The 20,143-nt window shown below is 54.0% G+C and carries 20 protein-coding genes; 7 read left to right on the top strand and 13 right to left on the bottom strand.

The features are described 5' to 3' along the window. Positions 1 to 7: 7 nt before the first annotated feature. Genes ACO6S1_RS06065 through ACO6S1_RS06045 form a run of 5 tightly spaced genes read right to left on the bottom strand, consistent with a single transcriptional unit; the run spans position 8 to position 4,500 of the window. Positions 8 to 976, bottom strand: a complete 969-nt coding sequence (locus tag ACO6S1_RS06065; RefSeq protein WP_422345424.1) for an alpha/beta fold hydrolase — start codon at positions 974 to 976, stop codon at positions 8 to 10. Next, positions 969 to 1,367 carry a RidA family protein gene (locus ACO6S1_RS06060; RefSeq protein WP_422345423.1) on the bottom strand — a complete coding sequence of 133 codons (399 nt, stop codon included), beginning with the start codon at positions 1,365 to 1,367 and terminating at the stop codon, positions 969 to 971. Before ACO6S1_RS06060 ends, ACO6S1_RS06065 begins: the two co-directional genes overlap by 8 nt. A gap of 2 nt (positions 1,368 to 1,369) precedes the next feature. Further along, positions 1,370 to 2,128 carry a crotonase/enoyl-CoA hydratase family protein gene (locus ACO6S1_RS06055; protein ID WP_422345422.1) on the bottom strand — a complete coding sequence of 253 codons (759 nt, stop codon included), beginning with the start codon at positions 2,126 to 2,128 and terminating at the stop codon, positions 1,370 to 1,372. Positions 2,129 to 2,146: 18 nt separating this feature from the next. Then, positions 2,147 to 3,271 carry an acyl-CoA dehydrogenase family protein gene (locus ACO6S1_RS06050; RefSeq protein ID WP_422345421.1) on the bottom strand — a complete coding sequence of 375 codons (1,125 nt, stop codon included), beginning with the start codon at positions 3,269 to 3,271 and terminating at the stop codon, positions 2,147 to 2,149. Between the two features lie 14 nt (positions 3,272 to 3,285). Then, entirely contained in the window at positions 3,286 to 4,500 is a 1,215-nt protein-coding gene (locus tag ACO6S1_RS06045; RefSeq protein WP_422345420.1) for an acyl-CoA dehydrogenase family protein, read from the bottom strand. 144 nt (positions 4,501 to 4,644) lie between these two features. Between ACO6S1_RS06045 and ACO6S1_RS06040 the strand changes: the two genes are divergently transcribed. The 3 genes from ACO6S1_RS06040 to ACO6S1_RS06030 all read left to right on the top strand — a co-directional run bounded on the left by ACO6S1_RS06040 (position 4,645) and on the right by ACO6S1_RS06030 (position 8,342). Beyond that, positions 4,645 to 6,861 (top strand): molybdopterin-containing oxidoreductase family protein, encoded by a 2,217-nt coding sequence (locus tag ACO6S1_RS06040; RefSeq protein ID WP_422345419.1) that lies wholly within the window; start codon positions 4,645 to 4,647, stop codon positions 6,859 to 6,861. Between the two features lie 104 nt (positions 6,862 to 6,965). Further along, positions 6,966 to 7,730, top strand: a complete 765-nt coding sequence (locus tag ACO6S1_RS06035; protein WP_422345418.1) for an SDR family NAD(P)-dependent oxidoreductase — start codon at positions 6,966 to 6,968, stop codon at positions 7,728 to 7,730. 162 nt (positions 7,731 to 7,892) lie between these two features. After that, positions 7,893 to 8,342, top strand: coding sequence for a hypothetical protein (locus ACO6S1_RS06030; RefSeq protein WP_422345417.1), 450 nt, complete (start codon positions 7,893 to 7,895; stop codon positions 8,340 to 8,342). Positions 8,343 to 8,447: 105 nt separating this feature from the next. Here the strand turns inward: ACO6S1_RS06030 and ACO6S1_RS06025 are convergent, their stop codons facing one another. The 5 genes from ACO6S1_RS06025 to ACO6S1_RS06005 form a co-directional block, all read right to left on the bottom strand. Beyond that, on the bottom strand, positions 8,448 to 8,906 hold the full coding sequence (locus tag ACO6S1_RS06025; protein WP_422345416.1) for a MaoC family dehydratase: 459 nt from the start codon (positions 8,904 to 8,906) through the stop codon (positions 8,448 to 8,450). A 66-nt stretch (positions 8,907 to 8,972) separates the two neighbouring features. Continuing rightward, complete coding sequence (locus ACO6S1_RS06020) at positions 8,973 to 9,887, bottom strand: SDR family NAD(P)-dependent oxidoreductase (protein ID WP_422345415.1); 915 nt, start codon at positions 9,885 to 9,887, stop codon at positions 8,973 to 8,975. A 104-nt stretch (positions 9,888 to 9,991) separates the two neighbouring features. Then, a complete protein-coding gene (locus ACO6S1_RS06015; protein ID WP_422345414.1) occupies positions 9,992 to 11,527 on the bottom strand; it encodes a WS/DGAT/MGAT family O-acyltransferase in 1,536 nt (511 codons plus the stop codon). Between the two features lie 83 nt (positions 11,528 to 11,610). Beyond that, complete coding sequence (locus ACO6S1_RS06010) at positions 11,611 to 11,892, bottom strand: hypothetical protein (protein ID WP_422345413.1); 282 nt, start codon at positions 11,890 to 11,892, stop codon at positions 11,611 to 11,613. Between the two features lie 338 nt (positions 11,893 to 12,230). Beyond that, positions 12,231 to 12,617, bottom strand: coding sequence for a hypothetical protein (locus ACO6S1_RS06005; RefSeq protein ID WP_422345412.1), 387 nt, complete (start codon positions 12,615 to 12,617; stop codon positions 12,231 to 12,233). A 419-nt stretch (positions 12,618 to 13,036) separates the two neighbouring features. On the opposite strand from ACO6S1_RS06005, the gene ACO6S1_RS06000 reads away from it, so the two are divergent. The 4 genes from ACO6S1_RS06000 (at position 13,037) to ACO6S1_RS05985 (ending at position 16,473) form a co-directional block, all read left to right on the top strand. Further along, positions 13,037 to 13,486, top strand: a complete 450-nt coding sequence (locus ACO6S1_RS06000) for a hypothetical protein (RefSeq protein ID WP_422345411.1) — start codon at positions 13,037 to 13,039, stop codon at positions 13,484 to 13,486. A 1-nt stretch (position 13,487) separates the two neighbouring features. Further along, positions 13,488 to 14,108 carry a thermonuclease family protein gene (locus ACO6S1_RS05995; protein WP_422345410.1) on the top strand — a complete coding sequence of 207 codons (621 nt, stop codon included), beginning with the start codon at positions 13,488 to 13,490 and terminating at the stop codon, positions 14,106 to 14,108. A gap of 528 nt (positions 14,109 to 14,636) precedes the next feature. Next, entirely contained in the window at positions 14,637 to 15,251 is a 615-nt protein-coding gene (locus tag ACO6S1_RS05990) for a helix-turn-helix domain-containing protein (protein WP_422345409.1), read from the top strand. Then, the gene (locus ACO6S1_RS05985; protein ID WP_422346149.1) at positions 15,241 to 16,473 is read left to right on the top strand and encodes a type II toxin-antitoxin system HipA family toxin; all 1,233 of its coding nucleotides are present in this window, start codon (positions 15,241 to 15,243) and stop codon (positions 16,471 to 16,473) included. The genes ACO6S1_RS05990 and ACO6S1_RS05985 overlap by 11 nt, the downstream gene beginning before the upstream one ends. A 654-nt stretch (positions 16,474 to 17,127) precedes the next feature. Here the strand turns inward: ACO6S1_RS05985 and ACO6S1_RS05980 are convergent. Genes ACO6S1_RS05980 through ACO6S1_RS05970 form a run of 3 tightly spaced genes read right to left on the bottom strand, consistent with a single transcriptional unit; the run spans position 17,128 to position 20,136 of the window. After that, complete coding sequence (locus ACO6S1_RS05980; RefSeq protein ID WP_422345408.1) at positions 17,128 to 18,588, bottom strand: efflux transporter outer membrane subunit; 1,461 nt, start codon at positions 18,586 to 18,588, stop codon at positions 17,128 to 17,130. Beyond that, positions 18,585 to 18,941: a GbsR/MarR family transcriptional regulator gene (locus tag ACO6S1_RS05975; RefSeq protein ID WP_422345407.1), complete on the bottom strand. Its 357-nt coding sequence runs from the start codon at positions 18,939 to 18,941 to the stop codon at positions 18,585 to 18,587. The genes ACO6S1_RS05980 and ACO6S1_RS05975 overlap by 4 nt, the downstream gene beginning before the upstream one ends. A gap of 1 nt (position 18,942) precedes the next feature. Beyond that, complete coding sequence (locus ACO6S1_RS05970; RefSeq protein ID WP_422345406.1) at positions 18,943 to 20,136, bottom strand: efflux RND transporter periplasmic adaptor subunit; 1,194 nt, start codon at positions 20,134 to 20,136, stop codon at positions 18,943 to 18,945. Positions 20,137 to 20,143 lie beyond the last annotated feature (7 nt).

Here is a 20,143-nt window from a genome sequence, read left to right as displayed (position 1 = left end):
TTCTGGCTTATGGAGTATCCCACAAAGCCAGAACAGAGCGCAGCGCAGTGACAAATGCAAGCGGCTGGTCGAGCATCAGGTGATGTTCCGCCTGGGGTACCGCGATCATCGGGATATGGCTGCCACCCAGCTCGCGCAGATAGGCAGCGCTATCGCCATCAAACAATCGGCTCTTCTCACCATAGACAATCGCCTGCCGATGCGGCAGATCCACGATCCGTTGCGGAGCCTGCCGCCATTTCTCCTGGTCATTCTCGCTACGGTGAAAAACTTTCGGGTTGAATTTCCAGGTCCAACCGCCCTCAACCTGACGCATGCTGTGATAGGCCATATAGTCAAGCAGGAAGGGGGTTTGCACATCCTGAGGCGGCGCCAGAACAAAACGCCCACGCGCGGTCTCGTAGTCCGGATAGACATTGGTTGGCCGATCCGTCTTGCCCGAACCAGGAGGTCCGCCGCCGCCTTTAAAATGGGCGGCGAGCTTTTCGGGACGCATGATCATAAGGTCACAGATAACCAGACCGCCAAAGCGCTCTCCGGCCAGTTCCATTGCAGTAAGGGCAACTCCGGAGCCAAAACTGTGGGCAATGATTTTCGGTTTCACCGGACCGGAAAAAAGATCGAGCGCATCGGCGAGTGCGATCATATCTTCGGCGCGCTGAGCCCCTTCAAACACGGCTCCAATTTCACTCTCTCCCATACCAGCCAGATCATAGACGATAATGTCATAATCCTCGGCGAGAAAGGGCGCGATAAACGCAAAGCAGCGTGCATGAGCCAGAAAACCGTGCGTCAGCAATAGCGGCGGATTGCCGCGTTTGCCCCAGCGGAAATAATGAACCTTATGCCCGCCGACCTCCACGAAGGCTTCTTCACGCGGAACGTTGAGCGCTTCGGCAAACCAGGACGGCAAATCATGCTGATCAGCCCAAAGTTCGACAATATCTGAGCTGCCTGTCGTAACAATATCAGACAACCGCAATCGCCTCGATTTCGATCATCAGATCGGGTGAAGCCAGCGCGGAACAGCCGATCAGGGTGAAAGCTACCTGATTTCCCCCGAGAGACCCAAGTATCTCGGGGAAAGCTTCCGCGCCCTTTTCTTCCGTATAGTCAACGATGAACGCCCGTGCGGAAACGATATTTTCCGGTCCGGCTCCAGCCGATTCCAACGCCTTGCCGAGATTGCTGCTCGCCATCCGTGCCTGTTCGGCCAGATTGTCCGGCGCCGGATCTCCCGCAGGCGTCCAGGCCACCTGTCCGGAGATAAAGATCATCTTTCCCGGAGTACAAGTGGTGACTTGCGAATAGCCCATCGCGCCGGCATCCGGCAGCGTATCAGGATTGATCCGCTCGATTTCAGCCATGGCTATTCACCTTTCCAATCAGGTTTGCGTTTCTGGGCAAAGGCAAGCGAGCCTTCCTGCGCGTCCTTGGACATAAACACGGGGCCAGTTATTTCCGCCTGCTTCTTCCACGCTTCTTCGCTGGTCCAATCATAGCTTTCGTTGATGATTTTCTTGGTCGCTTTCAGTGCCAGAGGCCCATTGGCCGCGACCGTGGCGGCCAGTTCGATTGCCGCATCCAGCGCCGGGCCATCGGTCAAGCGATTGACAAAGCCGACATCATAGGCGCGCTGGGCATCCATGAAATCACCCGTCAGTGCCATTTCCATGGCGATGCGTTTACCCACAACCTGCTGTAACTTGATCACGCCGCCCGCTGCCGCGACGAGCGAGCGTTTCACTTCTGGAATACCGAATTTCGCTTTGCTATTTGCTACACACAGATCACAGGCCAAAGCCAGCTCCAGACCGCCCGCCAAGGCATAGCCTTCAACAGCTGCGATAATCGGTTTTTCAGGCCCCTTCTCGGTAATGCCACCAAAGCCGTAGCCTTTCACAGACGGTGTCTCACCGCGCAGAAAGCCTTTCAGATCCATACCGGAGCAGAATGTTCCGCCGGCACCGGTGATGATCCCGGCGTTGAGGCTGTTATCATTGTCCAGTTGCTCCATCGCTGCGCGAATGCCTTCGGCAGCGGCCTTGGTCATCGCGTTCTTGGCTTCGGGCCGGTTGATGGTGACGATGATGAAACCGTCTTGAATATCCGTGAGTATTTCTGACATTATTCTCTCCTCTAAATCCTAATCAAATAACAGGCCGGCCAGTTTTGACCGTTGGTAGGCAGCGTCACCAATGAGCGCGCCATCAAAAATGGCCTTGCGCCGATGCAGCTGTGCGTCACAATCATGGGTGAAACCAAATCCGCCGTGAAACTGGATGGAGCGGTCAGCCGCCCGGCTATAGCTGCTATGCGCCTGCGCTGCCGCCATACGGACAGCCACTTCGCCGCGACCTTGCTCGCCCCAACTATAGGCTGCGCTATACAGATGCGTGCGGGCTTTTTCATATTCGACATAATTGTCGACCGTGGGATGTTTCAGCGCCTGGAAACTGCCGATAATCTTGTCGAACTGCTTGCGGGTTTTCAGATATTCCAGCGTGTAATCAATCACAGCCTGCGACCCGCCACACATTTCGGCAGCGTGGATCAAACCTGCGGCGAGTTCGATCTTTTCAATCGTTTCGCGTGTTCGGCTAGCATCGAACAGGGCATCTGCGGAGACTGTTATGCCATCCAGAGTCAGTTCAAAACTGCGCGCGGTTTCATCGATAATCGACTCCCGCCGCAGTGCGCCTTCACCGAGCGCGCTCCGTTCGATAAGGGCAAATCGCACATCGCCGTCGACCTTGACCGAAGCGATGATCAGCTCTGCGCTGTCCGCCCATCGTACCAGCTGCTTCTTGCCGGACAAAGAGAGACTATCGCCATCCTGTTTACCCGAACAGGTGATATTGCTCAGATCCCAATCACCGTTATCTTCTGCAAGAGCCAATGTTGCGGCTGAACCTGCTGCGATTTTCGGAAGCCAATCCGCCTGCTGCGCTTCACTGCCGCCTGCAAGCAGCGCTTGAGCCGCCAAAGTCGTGGTGCCGAAGGGGGTGCTCATGAGGTTTCGGCCCATTTGCTCGGCAATCGGAACCACTTCGGCCATCGAGAGGCCGACGCCATCATGCGTTTCGGGGATAGCGATGGCGAGCCAGCCGAGTTCAGCAATCTCTTTCCAGACGTCCGGATCATAGCCCAGATCGTCGTCGATCAGTGCCCGAACCTTGTCCATAGGTGACTTGTCGCGACAGAAGTTGGTGGCAACATCCATCAATTCAATTTGCTCTTCGGTCGTGCCGATATTGCCTAGATTATCCATTTTTCGATCCTGACCTATCGTGTTTTGGGTAAACCAAGCGCATGCTCGGCGACGATGTTGCGCTGGATCTCGGATGTGCCGCCACCAATTGTCGCAGAGAAGCTGTTGAGATAGCTGCGGTGCCAATAGCCGTCATCCACCGCATTCTCGTCGCCGACATAATAGCCCGCCTTGGTCCCCTGAAAGCCGAGGGAAAATTCGGTCAGCTCGCGGATCAGCTCGGTCCGGGCCAGCTTGTTCATCAGCGGCAAGCCCATGGGTTTGTCCTGCATCAGCTGCGGCATCCGGCGGCGCGTGTTGTTGAGGTTCAGCGCCTGAATATCGATCATATATTGCGTCATCTTGTCCCGCATCACCGGATCATCCAGCAATGGTTTTCCATTCCGCATCGAGTTTTTCGCCAACTCGACAATCTGCATCACGTCCAGTTCCTTGACGAAATAGCCGCCAACCGGTTTGACCTTCGCGCCGCGCTCATATTCCAGCGTCTTCATTGCCATTGACCAACCATTGCCCTCGCCGCCAAACAGACAGTCGGCAGAAATGCGCGCATCCGTGAAGAAAGTTTGGACAAAGCCATATTCGCCGGTCAGCTTCTTGATCCGGCTGGTGCTGATCCCGTCAATCTTCATCGGATTGAGGAAAAAGCTCAGGCCCTTATATTTATTCTCCGCTTCAAAATCGGTCCGCGCAAGCAGGATCATATATTTCGCCCGGTCGCCAAGCGAGGTCCATATCTTCGAGCCGTTGAGGACATATTCATCGCCGTCCCTGACCGCTTTGAGCTGCGCATTGCCCAGATCACTGCCATGTTCCGGCTCGGAAAAGCCCTGGCACCAGATATCTTCGGCATTGAGCATGCCCTTGATATAGGTCTGCTTCTGCTCCTCGGAGCCCAGATCGAGGATGAGCGGTCCAGCCCAGCCATTGCCGATGGCGTTGAGCATAATCGGCGCGTCATATTTTTTCATTGCCCGCGTGGCGACACGCTGAAATTCGCTATGCATGCCGCCGCCGCCATATTCCTTTGGCCAGCTGGCGCCGAGAAAGCCTGCTTCGTAAACTTTGCGCTGCCAATCGCGCAGGAAATCAAATTGCTGGTCCGTCGACACTTCCATGAAGGTCAGCGGCAGCATGAAGCCGGGATCGCGAACGGTATTTTCCTTGAACCACGCATCGGCGGCGTCGCCAAATTCCTTTAACTCGGCTGCGCTGGGTTTCTCGGCCATGGGATTGTGCTCCTGAGATTATCTTATCAATAGGGTCAGTAGCAGCGCCCGCTGCCATGCCCTAATTTGGGAATCGATTGGTTATTAATTGAACGATTAAATTCCAAAAAGCAATGGTCTGAAATATCAATCAGGAGAGCGACAATGGCAAGTGAACAGAAACATGTAATGTGCCGGGCCTGCCACGCCCATTGCGGCCTGATTGTCGATTTTGAAAATGGCGTTCCGGTCAAAACCCATGGCGACAAGAATAACCCCGAATTTGAAGGCTATAGCTGCATCAAGGGCCGGCAGCTCGCCAATTACCACAGCTTCGATACGCGCTTGCTGACCAGTTACAAGGGCATGAAACACGGCGAGAAACAGGCCGTCAGCTGGCGCACCGCTGCGAAAGAGATTGCAGAGCGGATCGAAGCCATTGTCGCCGAACATGGCCCCGACAGTGTCGCGTCTTATGTCGGCACCTTTGGCTATAACAATCTCAACGGCCATGCTTTCATATTGGCGCTTATGGATGCCATTGGTTCGACGTCGGTTTACGATAGCGTCACGATTGACCAGCCGGGCAAAGGCATTGCCCGCGCACTGGTCGGTCCTTGGCTCGCCGGTGCGCCGCGCGTCGGTGACTGGGATGGCCTGATGCTGGTCGGCACCAATCCGGTCGTGTCGATGAACGGCGGCCTTGGCATGAACCCGGCCAAGAAACTGCATGACGCCAAAAAGCGCGGAATGCAGCTGATCGTTATTGATCCGCGCAAGACGGACAGCGCACGCCAAGCCGATTTGCACCTGCAATGTCGTCCCGGCGAAGACCCGATCATTCTGGGCGCAATTGCCAAAGTCGTGATTGAAGAAAAACTTTATGACGAGCAATTCGTTGCCAATGATGTCAATGGTTTCGACGCCCTGAAAAAGGCGGTCGCCCCATTCGACCCGGCACTGGCCGCCCAACGCGCCGATGTGACAGCGGACGAAATCGTCCAGGCCGCGCGCATGTATGGTGGCTGGAAAAAGGGCAGCATCAGCGTTGGCACCGGCCCCAATATGGCGGGTGGAGGCAATATCACCGAATATCTCAACCTGTCGCTGACATCGATCATGGGCCACTGGCTGCGCGAAGGCGATATTAACCGGCGCAGCGGCGTGTTTATGAAACCCGCTCCGCCCGTCGCTGCCTCGCCGGGACCAATGGAGGCCTGGGGCTTTGGTCGCAAACTGCACAGCCGCGATCTCGAACAGAGCATTTCGGGCATGCCGACCGCCGCCCTGCCCGATGAAATCCTCACCCCCGGCGACAAGCAGGTCAAGGCGCTCATCTGCCTTGGCGGCAATCCGATGCTCGCCTGGCCCGATCAGCTCAAGACATTTGAAGCAATGAAAGCGCTCGACCTTCTCGTCTGCCTCGACCCGCGTATGTCGAAGACGGCAGAACTGGCCGACTATGTGATTGCGCCAAAGCTGCATTATGAAGTGCACGGCAATACCGCTGCACCGGAACTCTATGGCGGCTTTGGTGCAGGCTGGGGTTTTGAGAATAATTACGCGCAGGCCAGCCCGCCGATCATGGAATCGCCGGAAGGGTCCGACCTGTGCGAGGAATATGAATTTCTCCACACGCTCGCCAGTGAAATGGACAAGCCGCTCAAGATCAAAAGCTGGGCTTTGGTATCGCATCCCGATGAGCGGGAGGAAAAAGCCACGGTCTTTGAACCCGGTGAAACACCTGATCCGATTACCGCGTGGAGTGCCGCGCTCAACGGCTCTCCCGTTCCGGTTGCCGATGTCTATGCCGACCCAGAAGCCCAGAAGGGCAAGATTATCGACGCACAGGCGTTGATGGTCCAACCCAAGCCTGCCGATTGGGAAGGCAAATTGTCGGTTGGTAATGCGGCGATGATGGAAGAGCTGGCCGGCTATGCCCAGCGGCTGGGCCAGCCGGTCGAAGAAACCGCCTTCCCGATGCGGATGATCGGACGGCGGATGACCGAAATCCACAATAGCAACTGGCATGAAGATCCGGTGCAGCGCAAACGCGTGCCGCATCATCCCGCTTTCATGAATCCACAAGATATGGACGCGCTCGGCCTGAGCGAAGATCAACCCGTTGAGGTGGAATCCGCGCGCGCCTTCATCAGCTGCGTGGCCAAGGCGGACAAGACGGTGAAACCGGGCTGTGTGTCGCTTCCCCATAGTTGGGGCACCAATCCCGACGAGAAAGAAGACCCCATGGGCGCAGGCGGCAATACGGGACGATTGTCTTTCAATGATCGCGACTTTGACAAGCGCACCGGCATTCCGCTGATGAGCAGCATTCCGATCCGCGTACGGGCGAAGCAAGAAGCGCTCGAGGCAGCTGAATAATCGAGCAAACACTACCCCGCGCGCTCATGCTGAGCTTGTCGAAGCATCGTGGCAGGCACCCTTCGACAGGGTCAGGGTGAGCGCAGTTCTATTGGAGACTTAATATGACCAACCCCCTTTTCGATCTCACCGGCGAAGTGGCCGTCATCACCGGCGCCGGTCGCGGCATTGGCGAAGGCATGGCCAAGACGCTGGCCGATGCCGGTTGCAACGTGGTGTGCGCCTCGCGCAGCATTGACGAAATCCAGTCGGTCGCTGACGAGATCAACGCCAGCAATGCAGGCGGCCGCGCCATCGCACAGGTCACCGATGTCACCAGCTGCGAGGATATGGACGCGCTGGCCCAGCGCGCGGTTGATGAATTTGGACGGCTCGATATCTGGGTCAATAATGCAGGCGGATCGCTGGTCTCCGCACCACTGACCGAACTCGATGAGGCTGAATGGGACAAGACCATGGCGGTCAACCTGACCTCGGTATTCCATGGCGTCCGCGCCGCCTGCAAGCATTTTGGCGAAGGCAGCCGCATCGTCAACACCAGCTCCATGGCTGGCCAGGACCCCTTCCCCGGCAGCGGCCATTATAGCGCGGCCAAGGCAGGTGTGCTGATGCTAACCAAAACTCTCGCCCACGAACTCGGCCCCAAAACGCGGGTCAACGCCATCCTCCCCGGCTTTGTCCCGACCGAAACGGTGAAAAAAGCGCTGAGCATGACGGACGAGGATTTTGTGGGGTTTGAAGATACATTGGGCTTGCCTGCCGGACGATTAGGCACACCGCAGGATATTGGGGCGCTTACGCTTTACCTATGCGCGCCCGCTTCGGAATGGGTGACGGGGCAGTGTATTAGGATTGCCGGGACGCCTTGAGTGGCAGTTTTATCCCGAAAGCGGACATTAGCATCATTGTTGTAGCTGGGGCATAAGTAGAAGAAGGCAGAATTGTTGCATGCCTGCAATTAGTTGCCTCCGGTCGGCCACAATCACACTTCAAAGCCAACAGACTGAAACTTATCGGGGACAAATAAGGTGATGAGGAATCTAGCTCTAGCGGCGGCAGGCATTGCAGCGATCAACATGAGCAGCGCAGTTGCAGCGCAATCTTACTTCATGAACGACGGTCAGTATAAGCCTGAAGCGAGAATGCAAGTGGGCCTAGTTGTTCCTTTCGGGTCTGCAGGCAAGAAAGATGAGCATGCGCCTCGGCTGGCATTCACTGTGTCTCGTCACCGCTATTCTATGACCGAACCAGTTTATCGCCGCTTTCACGAATTATCTCGGCAAAATCAACTGGCAGTCTCTCTCGATGCCAAACCCCAACTGTTCCTAAACGGGCAAGCAGTTGAAATTGCAGATCGAAACTTTAACCTGAGTACTGGAGCCGGAGTTGCAATTGGAGTTGTAACGTTGGTTGGGTTGCTCTCAGTGATCACCCTCGCCGACAGTGTAGATGCAATTGAGGATCTAACTGACCCAGATTAAAAGCCTAACGTCCGCTTTTGCGCCCTTAGCGGACATTGGACAAAGGAACAAAAAAGGGCCCCGGAACCAATCCGGAGCCCTTCCTGAATTCGCTATGGTTTCAGCCTAACCAACCACAATCATCGCCAGCGAGCGCGCAATCAGCGCAGGCGTTTCGATGCCGTCAATTTCCACCGTGACATCATAGGTCATCAGCCAGCGGCCCGGCTGTTTTTCCACCGCATCCACCAGCACATGGCGCGCGCGGACTTTGGAGCCGGCGCGGACCGGGTTGAGAAAGCGGACCTTGTCATAGCCATAGTTGATGCCCATCACCGCGCCTTCGAGGCCCAGGGTGCAGCCATAGGACATGGCTGGCATCAACGAGAGTGTCAGCAAGCCGTGGGCGATGGTGCCGCCAAAAGGCGTGTTCTTGGCTTTTTCCTCGTCGACATGGATGAACTGATGGTCTTCGGTGCAATCGGCAAATTTGTTGATCCGGTCCTGACTGGCTTCAAACCAATCGGACACGCCCACTTCCTTGCCTTTCCAGCTATCGAGTTCTTCGGCTTTGATTATTGGCATCGCGTTTCTCCTAAATTCGTTTCATAAGATCAAGACCGTTCGTCCTGTGGTGATTCCAGCCTTCCCTCAGCCCTTCATGACTTCCTGCATCCGGCGGAAAAATTTGCCGCCCTGTCCGCCGCCATTGGCATATTCCTGCATGCCGGTTTCATCGAGAATCTTGTCGATATTCTCGGCAATGGCTTCGGCATTGCGATTGGCTTCCGGCAACCAGATACCCTCGGTCTCGAGGATTTTGGCGGCTGCGAAACCGCCAGCACCGGCTGTCAGTATCGTCTTCGATGGCGCGCCATCGCTGCACAGATAGACCACGGCAGGTGTCACCGCTTCGGGCACCAGCAATTTCAAGGCTTCTTCCGGCATGATGTCTTCGGTCATGCGAGTGGCCGCAACCGGAGAGATACAATTGGTGTGAATGCCCTTGCCTGCGCCTTCCTGATGCAGGCTGTTCATCATGCCAACCAGCGCCAGTTTCGCGGCGCCATAATTAACCTGACCGAAATTGCCATAAAGACCCGTGGACGAAGTCGTCATCACGATCCGGCCATATTGGCGCTCGCGCATATGGTCCCACACCGCCTTGGTGCAATTGGCGCTGCCGGTCAGGTGGACATCCATGACGAACTGGAAATCTTCCATCGACATTTTGTGGAAGCTCTTGTCGCGTAGCACGCCCGCATTGTTGACGAGAATGTCAACATGGCCCCATTTGGCGATCGCATCGGCAACCATTTTTTCCACCGCAGGCATGTCGGTGACGCTGCACCCTGCTGCCATGGCTTCGCCGCCCTCGGCTTCAATCTCTGCGACAACGCCTTCGGCAACAGTGGCAGAACCGCCAGTGCCATCACGCGCGCCACCGAAATCGTTGACGACAACCTTTACCCCGCGCCGCGCGAGTTCCATCGCATGCTGTTTGCCGAGCCCGGCACCGGCGCCGGTGACAATGGCTACGCGATCATTAAATTCTACTGTGCTCATGGGGTTTTCGCCTCTCGCTTTTCATTGGGATGAATATGTTGCGCCGAGGGATGCGCAATCAATTCCATCGAGTCAAGCCAAGCAGCACAAGATTCACATCTTGATTATTTGGTGGTTTTCCTGCGACCCTTGCCTGCCGTAGCGGCAGGCGTGGTTAGCCGCTTTTTCGGTTTTTTGGCTACGGCCTTTTTCGGCTTGGGTTTTGTCGCCGCTGCTGCGCCTGCTTTCTTCGCCGCCGCCAGCAGGGCCTTGAAGCTTTTCTCTGCAAAATCGACATAAGCGGCCGGATCAGGCAACATCTCGCGGCACGCTGTAATCGTCAACATGACGTCGCCATGATAGCTGGTGACAATATGGAAAACGCCCATACCATCTGTCGGCAATCCCATACCAAAGCTGCGTTTGAGTTCGGCGCCGGCAAAATACATGGAGACCGGCGGTCCCGGTACGTTGGTCACAACCGTGTTCATCTGCGGGGCAACCGTCTGGCCCAGCCCCATCCGCGCAGCAAGTTTCGTCGCAGCTGCGGTCAAGCCGGCGGGCATCGCGCCGCTCAATTCCATCAAGGTCCGTGCACCAACCGCTTCGACCATATGCTTGGAACGGTTCGTTTCCTTGGCGACAAATTCCAGACGTTTCGCCGGGTCGGCAATATGCGTACCAAGGCCAACTGTCATCATCGACACCTGGTTCCCGCCAGCGGCTTCGCCGTTGTCATCACGGACAGATATGGGCGCACCCGCTTTCAATGTGTTATCCGGAAGCTCGCCTTTGCTTTCCAGATAGGCACGCATCGTTCCGCCAACTACGGTCAGCATGACATCATTGACAGTGACCCCGGGAAAAGCCGTGCGGATGGTCTTGATATCGGAAAGCGGGAATATCTTGCCGTCAAAAACGCGGTGCGGTGTCAACCTGCCCCCAAAACGGGTTTTGGGAATGCCGGTAGCAGCATCTTTCTGCTGCTTGTTCTCTCTTGCGAAATCGAACATCCGTTTCGGCACAGGAAGTAGCTTGCCCAGATTTTGCAAGCCGCGCACCGGATTAGCGATATTGTTCACCTGCGCCCGCATCAACAGATTCAGGTCATTCGGTTTTGTTTCTGGCCGCCACTGCTTGTCCCATTTGCGTGGCTTCATCTTCGCATCCAGGTCATGCAGCGCCAGAGTCATTTGCAATCCGGATTGCCCGTCCACAGCTGCATGGTGGAATTTGTGCATCACGGCGAAACTGCCTTTGGGGATGCCTTCAACATTGTCGAGACCTTCGATGACCGTAAACTCCCAGAGCGGGCGATTCATGTCCAGCGGCCGCGCATAAATTCGCGCCGCCTGAATGCATAGCTGCCGCCAGTCGCCGGGCTGCGGCAAGGCAATATGACGAACATGATATTCGAGATCGAAATTATCGTCCTCGATCCAGTAGGGGTGATCCAGGTCCAGCGGTACGCGCACCAGTTTCTGACGGAATATCCGCGCGCCATCCAGCCGGCCTTCAATATAGTTTAAAATATCCTTGAACCCGACTTTGCCGCCAGGAGCCGTCGATGGATCATAAATCAGCAGCTGTCCAATATGCATCGGCGTATTGCTTGTTTCCGTATAAGCAAACATCGCATCGAGCGCGCCTAACTGTTCCATCTTCATCCCCCCTCACGAGTCTTGTTGAGAAGAGCATAAATCAGATTGGTTAAAGAAGCGAATCCGTTAAGCAGGCATTCGCGCTAATTGCTTAAAGAGGCTTCGCTTCTGAAAATCCGGGTCACTTTATCCAACAGCCCGCCCGCCACCGAGCGTCCCGTGGCTGATATCTCCACAATGCCGGGGATTAGCTGCAAAGTCTCGCCATCCTTGTAGGTTTTTTTCGAGGCGATCAGACGAACACGGTAAAGGGCCGAACGGGGACGCAGGATATTCTCGTCCTTGTCCGATGCGATGGGTCCGCCATTGACAGAAGCCAATATCGGTTGATCAATTCTCTCGACCGCATTGGTCGATTTCTCCACCAGCTTGGCAGCGCGGGACGCTTGTACCGGGTCATCGGGAATGAAGCGACCCCGCGCATCTTTGGAAATGCGCTAGATATCGTCTTCGCTGACATAGGCTGTAACATCGGGTGACTGGCGAGACATTGTCTATCTTCGGTTGTTGAAACCGAAAGAACAGACGCAACCTATAATCTTACCGTGGCGGATTTCGAAACCTATTTTGTTGGTAAGCAGAAGGTTTTGGTGCATAATTGTCCGACCGATGGTTTTAGCAGATCGACCAAGGCGGAGATTAGAGCTCGAAATCAGGAAGCAGGTCAAGGAACCGAACATTGTGAAGATTGTGGAACAGTTGTTCAACGACAACAGGGGCCGAACCGGAGGGGGCAACGAATTGCACCAGCACTAAGCGGCATCGACCAAGACTTGGAAATCAACGTTCGTTCACAAACCCACTTGTTGTTTGATACGTCAATGGCTTGAATGTTGAAGTAATCTTCGTCTGTAAAAAGCTCGCCCGATCGCCGGTTGAACTGATTATTCAAAAGATCCACAGAATCACGTTCGCTTGACGCTTTCGCATAGCATTTCAGCTTTATTTGTCCCGTTTCATCTTGGCGAAACAAACCCGCCCCGATTAACATCAAGGGCTTCACTTTAATATCCTGCTGGATTGAAATTTGGATGAAGTCAGCCTCAAAGCTTCCTTTTCTAAATTTCTCGATTGCATCATCAATCTTCATGCCGATCAGCCTTTAAAGTTACCTTTGTTCATGTTGTATCATCTGCTCACACGTGAACATTTAGGCTCACCGAAGCTCAAGTAATGAGGTGGACTCAAAGGTGGCCCATCTTTCCAGATATTTATATAACTCAATTATTTCAGATATTTATATGAATATCTGGTGCCAGAAGAGGACCAGAGACTTTCAACAACCTGTTATTTATAATCAATTTTTCTGGGATTTATTTTGTCGAGGCCCCCAGTTAGGCCCCCAAAGAAGCATTTAGATTTGGGTTCGAGTCCAACTACTTCGCCAAAAAAGGACGAAGCACCCATGAAACTGCCATTTTTTCGGTTTAAACGAAAAGTGCACTGATTTGCTATAATTCGCAACCCATGAATAGCCAATCTCACTCGTTTGTAACCTTCGCCGACCTCATGTCAAAGGTCGGTTCGTTCCTCTTTCATTGGAGCTGGCTTGAGCAACAATTATCAAAATCCATTGTCGAAATGAGAGAAGCTCTTGGCGATCAACCCAAGCCGGTAAAGGGTGAGTTGAAAAAGCGGCTGGATATCTGGTCCAAACTTTTAGAACGCACAGGAGTTGCGGACGATCAATTGGATATCGCAAACGCTGTTGTTGAACAGGCACTCACTATCAAAGCGATTAGAAATATCATCGTGCACGGTCTCTGGGGAGGTGACAATGATAGTCCATCAATCGAATGTGTTGTCAATGGGTATGAAGAACCGGGTGGTAAGCGAGTGCGTTATACCTTGGATAATTTGGAGCATTTTGCCCAAGCGACCGATGCTTGCCGACGCGCATTTATCGATCTGTCATATTTTAACTACATGCTTGATCGCCCTTTAGCGGTTGCAGATTGACATGTTCATTGTTCCGGATGTTCCCAATAGGGTTTCCCCTGGCGAGGCGTTGAGGGCAAATGTCGTGAAAGTATTTGATGGCGACGGCTTCCTTGCAAATGTCTGGCACCCTTTGCGTGAGACTTGGGTTCAAAATATCCCCTTTCGCTTCGCATTCATAGATGCTCCGGAGATCGACCAGCCCTTTGGTCCAGAATCGAGAGATTTCCTGAATCACTTGATAGCCGGAAAACCGTTGATTCTTGACCCGATTGGCAAGGAATCTACCGGCTATATGCCAATTGACCCATACAAACGGGTGCTGTGTATGGGGTTTCTGACCGAGCAGATGGGCGTTGGCAGGATCGAATATTACATGAATGGCAAATGTCGCGTCGGTACGGTGAAGAATGGTCGACCCGCTACCCGAAATATCGAGCTGGAAATGATCGTCAACGGATGGGCGTGGGTAGTGGAGCAATATACATTTGACCGGGAAACCGAGTATTTTGAAGCGCAAGATGATGCCAGACAAAACCGGCGTGGCCTCTGGTCGATGGATGACCCTGAGCCTCCATGGGTTTTCAAAAGACGTCAGAAGCGCCGGAAGCGCGTAAATGATGGGCAAGGCCGATTGCTTTAGGTATGTGAAATGATATCGGCGTGCGCATTTTGCATCGCACACATGCCCGTTCCATCGGACTTGTTTGAATATCTAGTATAAGTATGGTGAAAGGTGACGCCGGGCTGGGCTTGGAAATGACTATTCAATCTACTTTTCGGAAAAGATTCGTATAATCATCAAACACAAAAAGGCGGTTGCGCCGCTGCCTGTTATCTCCCGCAATACGCCATGATTTACAAGGTCATCGATCAACGGTGAGGCGGTGTTGGGTGTCGTGTTAAGATACGGCGATTAAATTTGTTGAAGCTTGGCTCGATAGCGAGGCGGAATCGCCTAAATGGCAGGCCTTTATCGAGAGTTCGCGCCAGTGGCAGCTATTCTGAGTTTGGCGCTCCATTTGCCAGTTGAAAGTTCGCTGCGCCAAAATACATATCGCATATGGTATATATATGTACATAAATATCAAATATGGTATTGATATTGTTAATGGTTCGAATCTATGATACCATTAATGATATGGTTCACTAGAAAGATATCGAATTTGATATGAGTTATGCTGCGACTGAGCTCCTTGAGCAATTGCGTGCTGCACGATTGGCACAAAATCTTTCCCAACGAGAGTTGGGAGAGCGCATTGGCCTGCCTCAAAGCAACATTGCACGCCTCGAAAGTGGCGGCACCGACCCAAGTCTTTCAAAGATACTGGAACTGGCACGTACACTCGATCTCGACCTCAAACTTGTTCCAAGAAAAGCCCTTCCGACCGTTCAGGGTGCTCTACGCGCTAATCAGTTAGGGATTGATTCCAGTGGCTCGACCAGTCGTGCCATTCACTCCATCAGGCAAATGAAAGACGCTTTTGCTAACCTTGATCGGGCGCAGTTCAAGTTGCCAGATACACTGAGCAAAACGCTTGATGATCTCGAACGCCTACGTTTCGATCAGACACAGCTTCGCGCGCTACAAGACGCTTTCAAACCGATGGAGCGCACCCTTGATCGACTGCGTCAAGCCGGTTCCCCACCGAAAGAATTGTCACGCCGTTTCCGTGAAACCAACAACCGCCTGCGCGAATTGCGTAATCGCATAGCCCATGGCGTTGAGCTCGATCAATCGCACCTCAAACCGGCATTCTCATTGGAGGATTATGATGACGACTAAAACCTCCGCGCTCGCGGTCCATCTGCATGGTGAGCATATCGGTACGATCGCACGTTTAAATGGCGACCGGACGATTTTTACGTTCGAACAATCCTATATCGACAACGAAAAGCGAGAAACGCTTTCGCTTTCCTTCCGCGCGCAATCTGGTGATCTCCTCACGGAACACCGCGCCTATCGCACATACTTGATGCCATTTTTTTCTAACCTACTCCCTGAAGGCGTACTTCGCCAATATCTTGCTGACCGTGCAGGAGTTTCGGAGCATGCAGAGTTTGATCTGCTCGAAAAGCTCGGTGCTGACCTTCCCGGCGCGATTACTGTCAGGCCAACCGAAGCCGCTGCTCTAATTGCAGCCGAGGACGAGGCTGAATCAGCGGAACCGTCGACCGAACCGTCAGATCGGATGCGTTTTTCTCTAGCAGGCGTGCAACTCAAATTCTCTGCCCTTGAAAACAAAGGTAAAGAGCATGGGCTCACCATTCCGGTGGATGGCAGTGGTGGCTCTTGGATCGTGAAGCTCCCTTCAGCCAAGCATAATGGTGTTCCCGAGAATGAGTTCGCTATGATGGGTATTGCCAAGGAGATCGGAATCGAAGTGCCTGATATCCGCTTGCTCAAAATGAGCGACATTGATGGCCTGCCCGATGATATCGAAAAAATTGGTGAGACAGCTTTCGCGATCAAACGATTTGACCGATCCGAAACTGGCGCCATCCATATCGAGGACTTCGCGCAGATATTTGGCGTTTACCCTGCCGATAAGTACAAAAAGGCCAGTTATCGCAACATCTTGGATGTTATCGGGCAGGTTTCTGACCTCGACAGCGCCGTCGAATTCATGCGCCGCTTAGTGTTCTCAGCACTCATTGGAAACGGTGACATGCATATCAAGAACTGGTCGCTCATTTATCCTGATGGTCGCTCACCGATCTTGTCCCCAGCCTATGACTTGCTCTCGACATTGCCCTATGTGCCTGGCGATGACACTGCGCTCAAATTTGCTCGTGTAAAACGATTTTCCGACTTCAACAAAGATGAAATCGCCTTCATGGCAGACAAAGCCGGACTGCCTGAAAAGCCGCTAATTATGGCTGCCGATGAGACTATAGAGCAATTTATGGATTACTGGCAGAAGAACAAGGCACATCTGGGCATCACATCCGAGGTTATCGACTATATTGAGAAACATCTCGAAACGCTGTCTATCTTAACTGAGTAGTCAACGATCAATCATCTTGCTCTTGTCAATAAACTTTGAAACCAGCGACTTGAACATCGTTGGTTTGGGCGATTGCCGATAAGGGGCTTTCGATCCAATTGGACATGGTGCTATTCAAGGCCTTGACGCTAGCACATCAGGCAGGACAAGGTGGGCCTTGCTTCTAGCTGCAAAAATGTAGTTCTTTTAGTTCCTGTAAAGCAGCGCAAAGAGGCGCTGCTGTTTTGCTTCTTCCAAGCCCTATGTCAGAAACTGGTCCAGTTTCTACAATAAGATATTTCTTATGTCAGAAACCATTTTTCCAAATCAAACCTGCTGATGCCAGCCAAGTTGACTCATTCGTCCAACCTGAAGTGCGTCATAGTTCCTACTAAATGACCGCTTTGCCATCACAACTTTTCGAACGCAGCCTTTCTGGAAACGCCCCAATAGCGGTCGTTCGCACCGGCCGCATCTTATGTCTGAAACGCGCCCTCATCATAGCCGCTCAGGCACATTTTTCAGATGCCTGTAAGCGGACTCTCGCTCGACAGAGTAATCTTGCTCACCTTTGGCAAACTAATGTTTTAGCCTGTGTGCTTCGTCATCCCTGCATTGTATGTGCCGCTTCCCAAAAGGAAGGCGGTGCGATGATACTCGATTTGCTCATCCCAATCAGTTATTCTGTTCCGGAAAGTCAATGATCTCCTTTGCCGGCACAAACCCGCCGCCAAGCGCGAGATGGAGCGCGATACGATTGTCAAATCGCGCCTTGCGCGTGGTTAGATAGGCGCCTCTGGCATCAAATGCCCGTTGCTGCGCTTCGAGCACATTGAGAAACGGGTCGCTGCCGACATAATAGCGATTGAACGCAATCTTGGCAGCCCGCTGGGCATCATCGGCAGCAGCGGCAAGCGCAGTTTCCTGACGGGCGAGATTCTGTTCTATGGCCAGCGCGGTTTCCACTTCAGACAGAGCGGTGAGCACGGTGTCGGCAAAATTTTCCAGTGCTTCATCGCGTTCTCCGTCCCTCAGTTCGACCTGCGCCCGCAAACGGCCACCCTGAAACACCGGCTGCAATAACTGACCGGCAATCGACCAGATAAAAAACGCAGGATCGAAGATATTGGCAAGCGACGTGCTGGACGTGCCTGCCAGTCCGGTCAGTTCGATGCTTGGAAGGAAGGATCGCTCGGCGGCGGTTAGCCTGTATCCGGCAGCTTTGAGAGAAAGTTCTGCCGCAGCAATATCGGGGCGACGTTCAAGCAATTGAGCTGGCAGCCCCGCTGGCGGTGCGGGCGGAACAGCGGGCAATGCGGATGCGACGTCAACCACACCGTCAGGGTAATCGCGGGTAAGAATATCCAGCTGACGCGTGGCGCGTTCAAAATTTTGTTTGCGCTGTTCGAGATCGGCCTGGGCAGATCGCAGATTGGATTTGGCGAGCAAGCCGTCATTGGGCGGTGATTTTCCATATTGGACACGGTTGCCAATCTGGCGCGCTGTTTCAGCGTAAGTTTTGACAATATCTTCCGACAGGCTGACTTGCTGCTGTGCTTCGATGACCGCAAAATAGGATCGCACGGTCTGGGCGGCGATGGTTTGACGTACGCCTCGCAAATTGTCCTTGCTGGCCAGAAACTCGGTGCGCGCCGCCGCCGACTGGGCCGATAATTTTCCCCAAAGATCGATCTCCCAGCTGACATTGGCGGACAGTTGGTAATTTTCAATCGTAAAGGAGGACTGGTTATTTGCCTGACCAGTACCGGGCAGCGCGATGCCCAGGCTGGCAAGCGTCTGCTTCTGTTTTGATGCATTGAGACCAACACCCAACTGCGGCAACCGGTCGGCACCCGCAATCCGGGCCTGTGCCTGAGCCTGCTTGACCCGCGCAATGGCCTTTCCAATGGACGGATTGTCGGCCACCGCCTTGTCAACCAGAGCGTTGAGGCGCTCGTCACCAAAGCGTTTCCACCATTGATCCTCGACAACGCCCGCCTGCGCAGGGGATGCAAATGTCGCGGGTACGTCCTGCGCTATTGTCGGCTGCGCTTGCTTGCTGGTCGTGCAAGAGATAACAGCCAGACTGCAAGCGAACAGGCCCAAAAGCGCATTTATCTTGCCAGTACGCTTCATTTGTCGCTCCGCTTTTCAAGCGTGTCCAGCATATCCCCATAGGCATTTTCGAGCAGCGCATAAAAGCCGCCAAGATCGTTCAACCGATCACGAACATCGGGCCGGTCAATTGCGTCTGCCGCCTGCTCGACAATACGGCGATTGGCCGGAAAACGCTTCATATTGGTGCTGACACTACCCCGGCTGATGACCAGAAGATCAGCAATTTCAGCGGAGGTCAGCGGGTCGCCAGTGACCATCAACAATCCCCAGATGCGGCCTGTTATCCGGGCCAGCCCATCGCCTTCGGCAACTATGCCCATCCGGTCCACAAAATCCTGTTCGGCTTTGCCCAGCTTGTTCTTGCTTGCCATTTTAACCGACCTCCCTTTGCTCGACATCCGTGCCATCAACAATGTCGGACGAGGGATAGAGGATCACCTTGTCACCTTTTTTCAGACCATCGAGCACTTGTGCCTGCGTCCCATTATTGCGCCCGATCTTGACCCGGCGAAGCTGTGCATCGCCTCCCGAAACCACAAATACCGCCCATTTACCCTGATCGCGAAACAATGCGCTCGACGGTACGATGACCGCATCCTTGTCCTGCCAGACGATAATGCGGGTTTCGACGCGAAAACCGCTGCCGAGATTTGCTTCTGCTATCTGCGTGCCAGTGAAACGGACGATGGCATTGACCCGCTGTTCCTCGACGCCGAGCGCCGAAAATTTGGTGAAGCCCTGTGGTTCAATTATGGCAACCTCACCGCGCAGCGGCTTTGGCCCACCCCAATTGTCGATCAGCACCTGATCGCCAACCGAGACATTGACCGCATCCGTAGATAAAAGCTCGACCAATATTTCCAGATCACCGGTGATATTACCGATTTCCATGACCGGCGTACCCGCCGCCAAAGTTGCGGCGCTTTGCTGCATGACTTTAAGGATGCGGCCCGTTGCCGGGGCGCGAATGGCGATAGCGCCGCCGCTTCCGCTGCTGCCGATAAGCTGCGACTGCGCGGCTGTCAGCTCGCCCCGCCGCATTGCAACGGTGCTTTGCGCGGATTGCACGGAAGCATTGGCGCTCTGGGCATCGCGAATGGCCATATCAAGCGCTGCGCGACTGGTCGATTTAAGCTCCCAGAGTTTGCGTTCACGCGCCAGATTTTGATCGGCCAGCCGTTTATCGGCCCGCGCTTGCCCGACGCCATTGGCCGCCAAGCGCAACCCTGCCTGTGCTGATGTCACGGAAGCCCGCGCCTGCGCACGGCTGCGCGAGTCAAGCGGGGCCGGTGTCATCCGCGCTACAATCATGCCTTTTGAAACGTTATCGCCTGCTTCCACATCAACCCGCAACAAACGCCCTTCGGTCGGTGTGGAGACTTGAAAACTGTCATGAACACGGGTGCGGCCTTCCTCATTTATCGTCACGCGCATTGGCCCCTGCGTGACCTCTCCCATATCGACCATCGCCGGGCTTGGCCAAAAGGCGTAGAGCAATAGCAGCGCAACAATGCCAACCGCTGCGATAGTCAGCAGTTTGCGGGAATTTTTCTTCTTCTTGGCCATTGACTTA

Origin of the sequence: Parasphingorhabdus sp. (genome assembly GCF_965233695.1) — a bacterium.
GTDB lineage: Bacteria > Pseudomonadota > Alphaproteobacteria > Sphingomonadales > Sphingomonadaceae > Parasphingorhabdus.
The sequence above is the reverse complement of the archived record's forward strand: the minus strand, read 5'-3'. Positions and strand labels throughout refer to the sequence as shown.

Bases quoted from the DNA above. Each gene is read 5' to 3' on its own strand.
- ACO6S1_RS06060 (WP_422345423.1), bottom strand. From the start codon at position 1,367: ATGGCTGAAATCGAGCGGATCAATCCTGATACGCTGCCGGATGCCGGC.
- ACO6S1_RS06055 (WP_422345422.1), bottom strand. From the start codon at position 2,128: ATGTCAGAAATACTCACGGATATTCAAGACGGTTTCATCATCGTCACC.
- ACO6S1_RS06050 (WP_422345421.1), bottom strand. From the start codon at position 3,271: ATGGATAATCTAGGCAATATCGGCACGACCGAAGAGCAAATTGAATTG.
- ACO6S1_RS06045 (WP_422345420.1), bottom strand. From the start codon at position 4,500: ATGGCCGAGAAACCCAGCGCAGCCGAGTTAAAGGAATTTGGCGACGCC.
- ACO6S1_RS06040 (WP_422345419.1), top strand. From the start codon at position 4,645: ATGGCAAGTGAACAGAAACATGTAATGTGCCGGGCCTGCCACGCCCAT.
- ACO6S1_RS06035 (WP_422345418.1), top strand. From the start codon at position 6,966: ATGACCAACCCCCTTTTCGATCTCACCGGCGAAGTGGCCGTCATCACC.
- ACO6S1_RS06030 (WP_422345417.1), top strand. From the start codon at position 7,893: ATGAGGAATCTAGCTCTAGCGGCGGCAGGCATTGCAGCGATCAACATG.
- ACO6S1_RS06025 (WP_422345416.1), bottom strand. From the start codon at position 8,906: ATGCCAATAATCAAAGCCGAAGAACTCGATAGCTGGAAAGGCAAGGAA.
- ACO6S1_RS06020 (WP_422345415.1), bottom strand. From the start codon at position 9,887: ATGAGCACAGTAGAATTTAATGATCGCGTAGCCATTGTCACCGGCGCC.
- ACO6S1_RS06015 (WP_422345414.1), bottom strand. From the start codon at position 11,527: ATGGAACAGTTAGGCGCGCTCGATGCGATGTTTGCTTATACGGAAACA.
- ACO6S1_RS06005 (WP_422345412.1), bottom strand. From the start codon at position 12,617: ATGAAGATTGATGATGCAATCGAGAAATTTAGAAAAGGAAGCTTTGAG.
- ACO6S1_RS06000 (WP_422345411.1), top strand. From the start codon at position 13,037: ATGTCAAAGGTCGGTTCGTTCCTCTTTCATTGGAGCTGGCTTGAGCAA.
- ACO6S1_RS05995 (WP_422345410.1), top strand. From the start codon at position 13,488: ATGTTCATTGTTCCGGATGTTCCCAATAGGGTTTCCCCTGGCGAGGCG.
- ACO6S1_RS05990 (WP_422345409.1), top strand. From the start codon at position 14,637: ATGAGTTATGCTGCGACTGAGCTCCTTGAGCAATTGCGTGCTGCACGA.
- ACO6S1_RS05985 (WP_422346149.1), top strand. From the start codon at position 15,241: ATGACGACTAAAACCTCCGCGCTCGCGGTCCATCTGCATGGTGAGCAT.
- ACO6S1_RS05980 (WP_422345408.1), bottom strand. From the start codon at position 18,588: ATGAAGCGTACTGGCAAGATAAATGCGCTTTTGGGCCTGTTCGCTTGC.
- ACO6S1_RS05975 (WP_422345407.1), bottom strand. From the start codon at position 18,941: ATGGCAAGCAAGAACAAGCTGGGCAAAGCCGAACAGGATTTTGTGGAC.
- ACO6S1_RS05970 (WP_422345406.1), bottom strand. From the start codon at position 20,136: ATGGCCAAGAAGAAGAAAAATTCCCGCAAACTGCTGACTATCGCAGCG.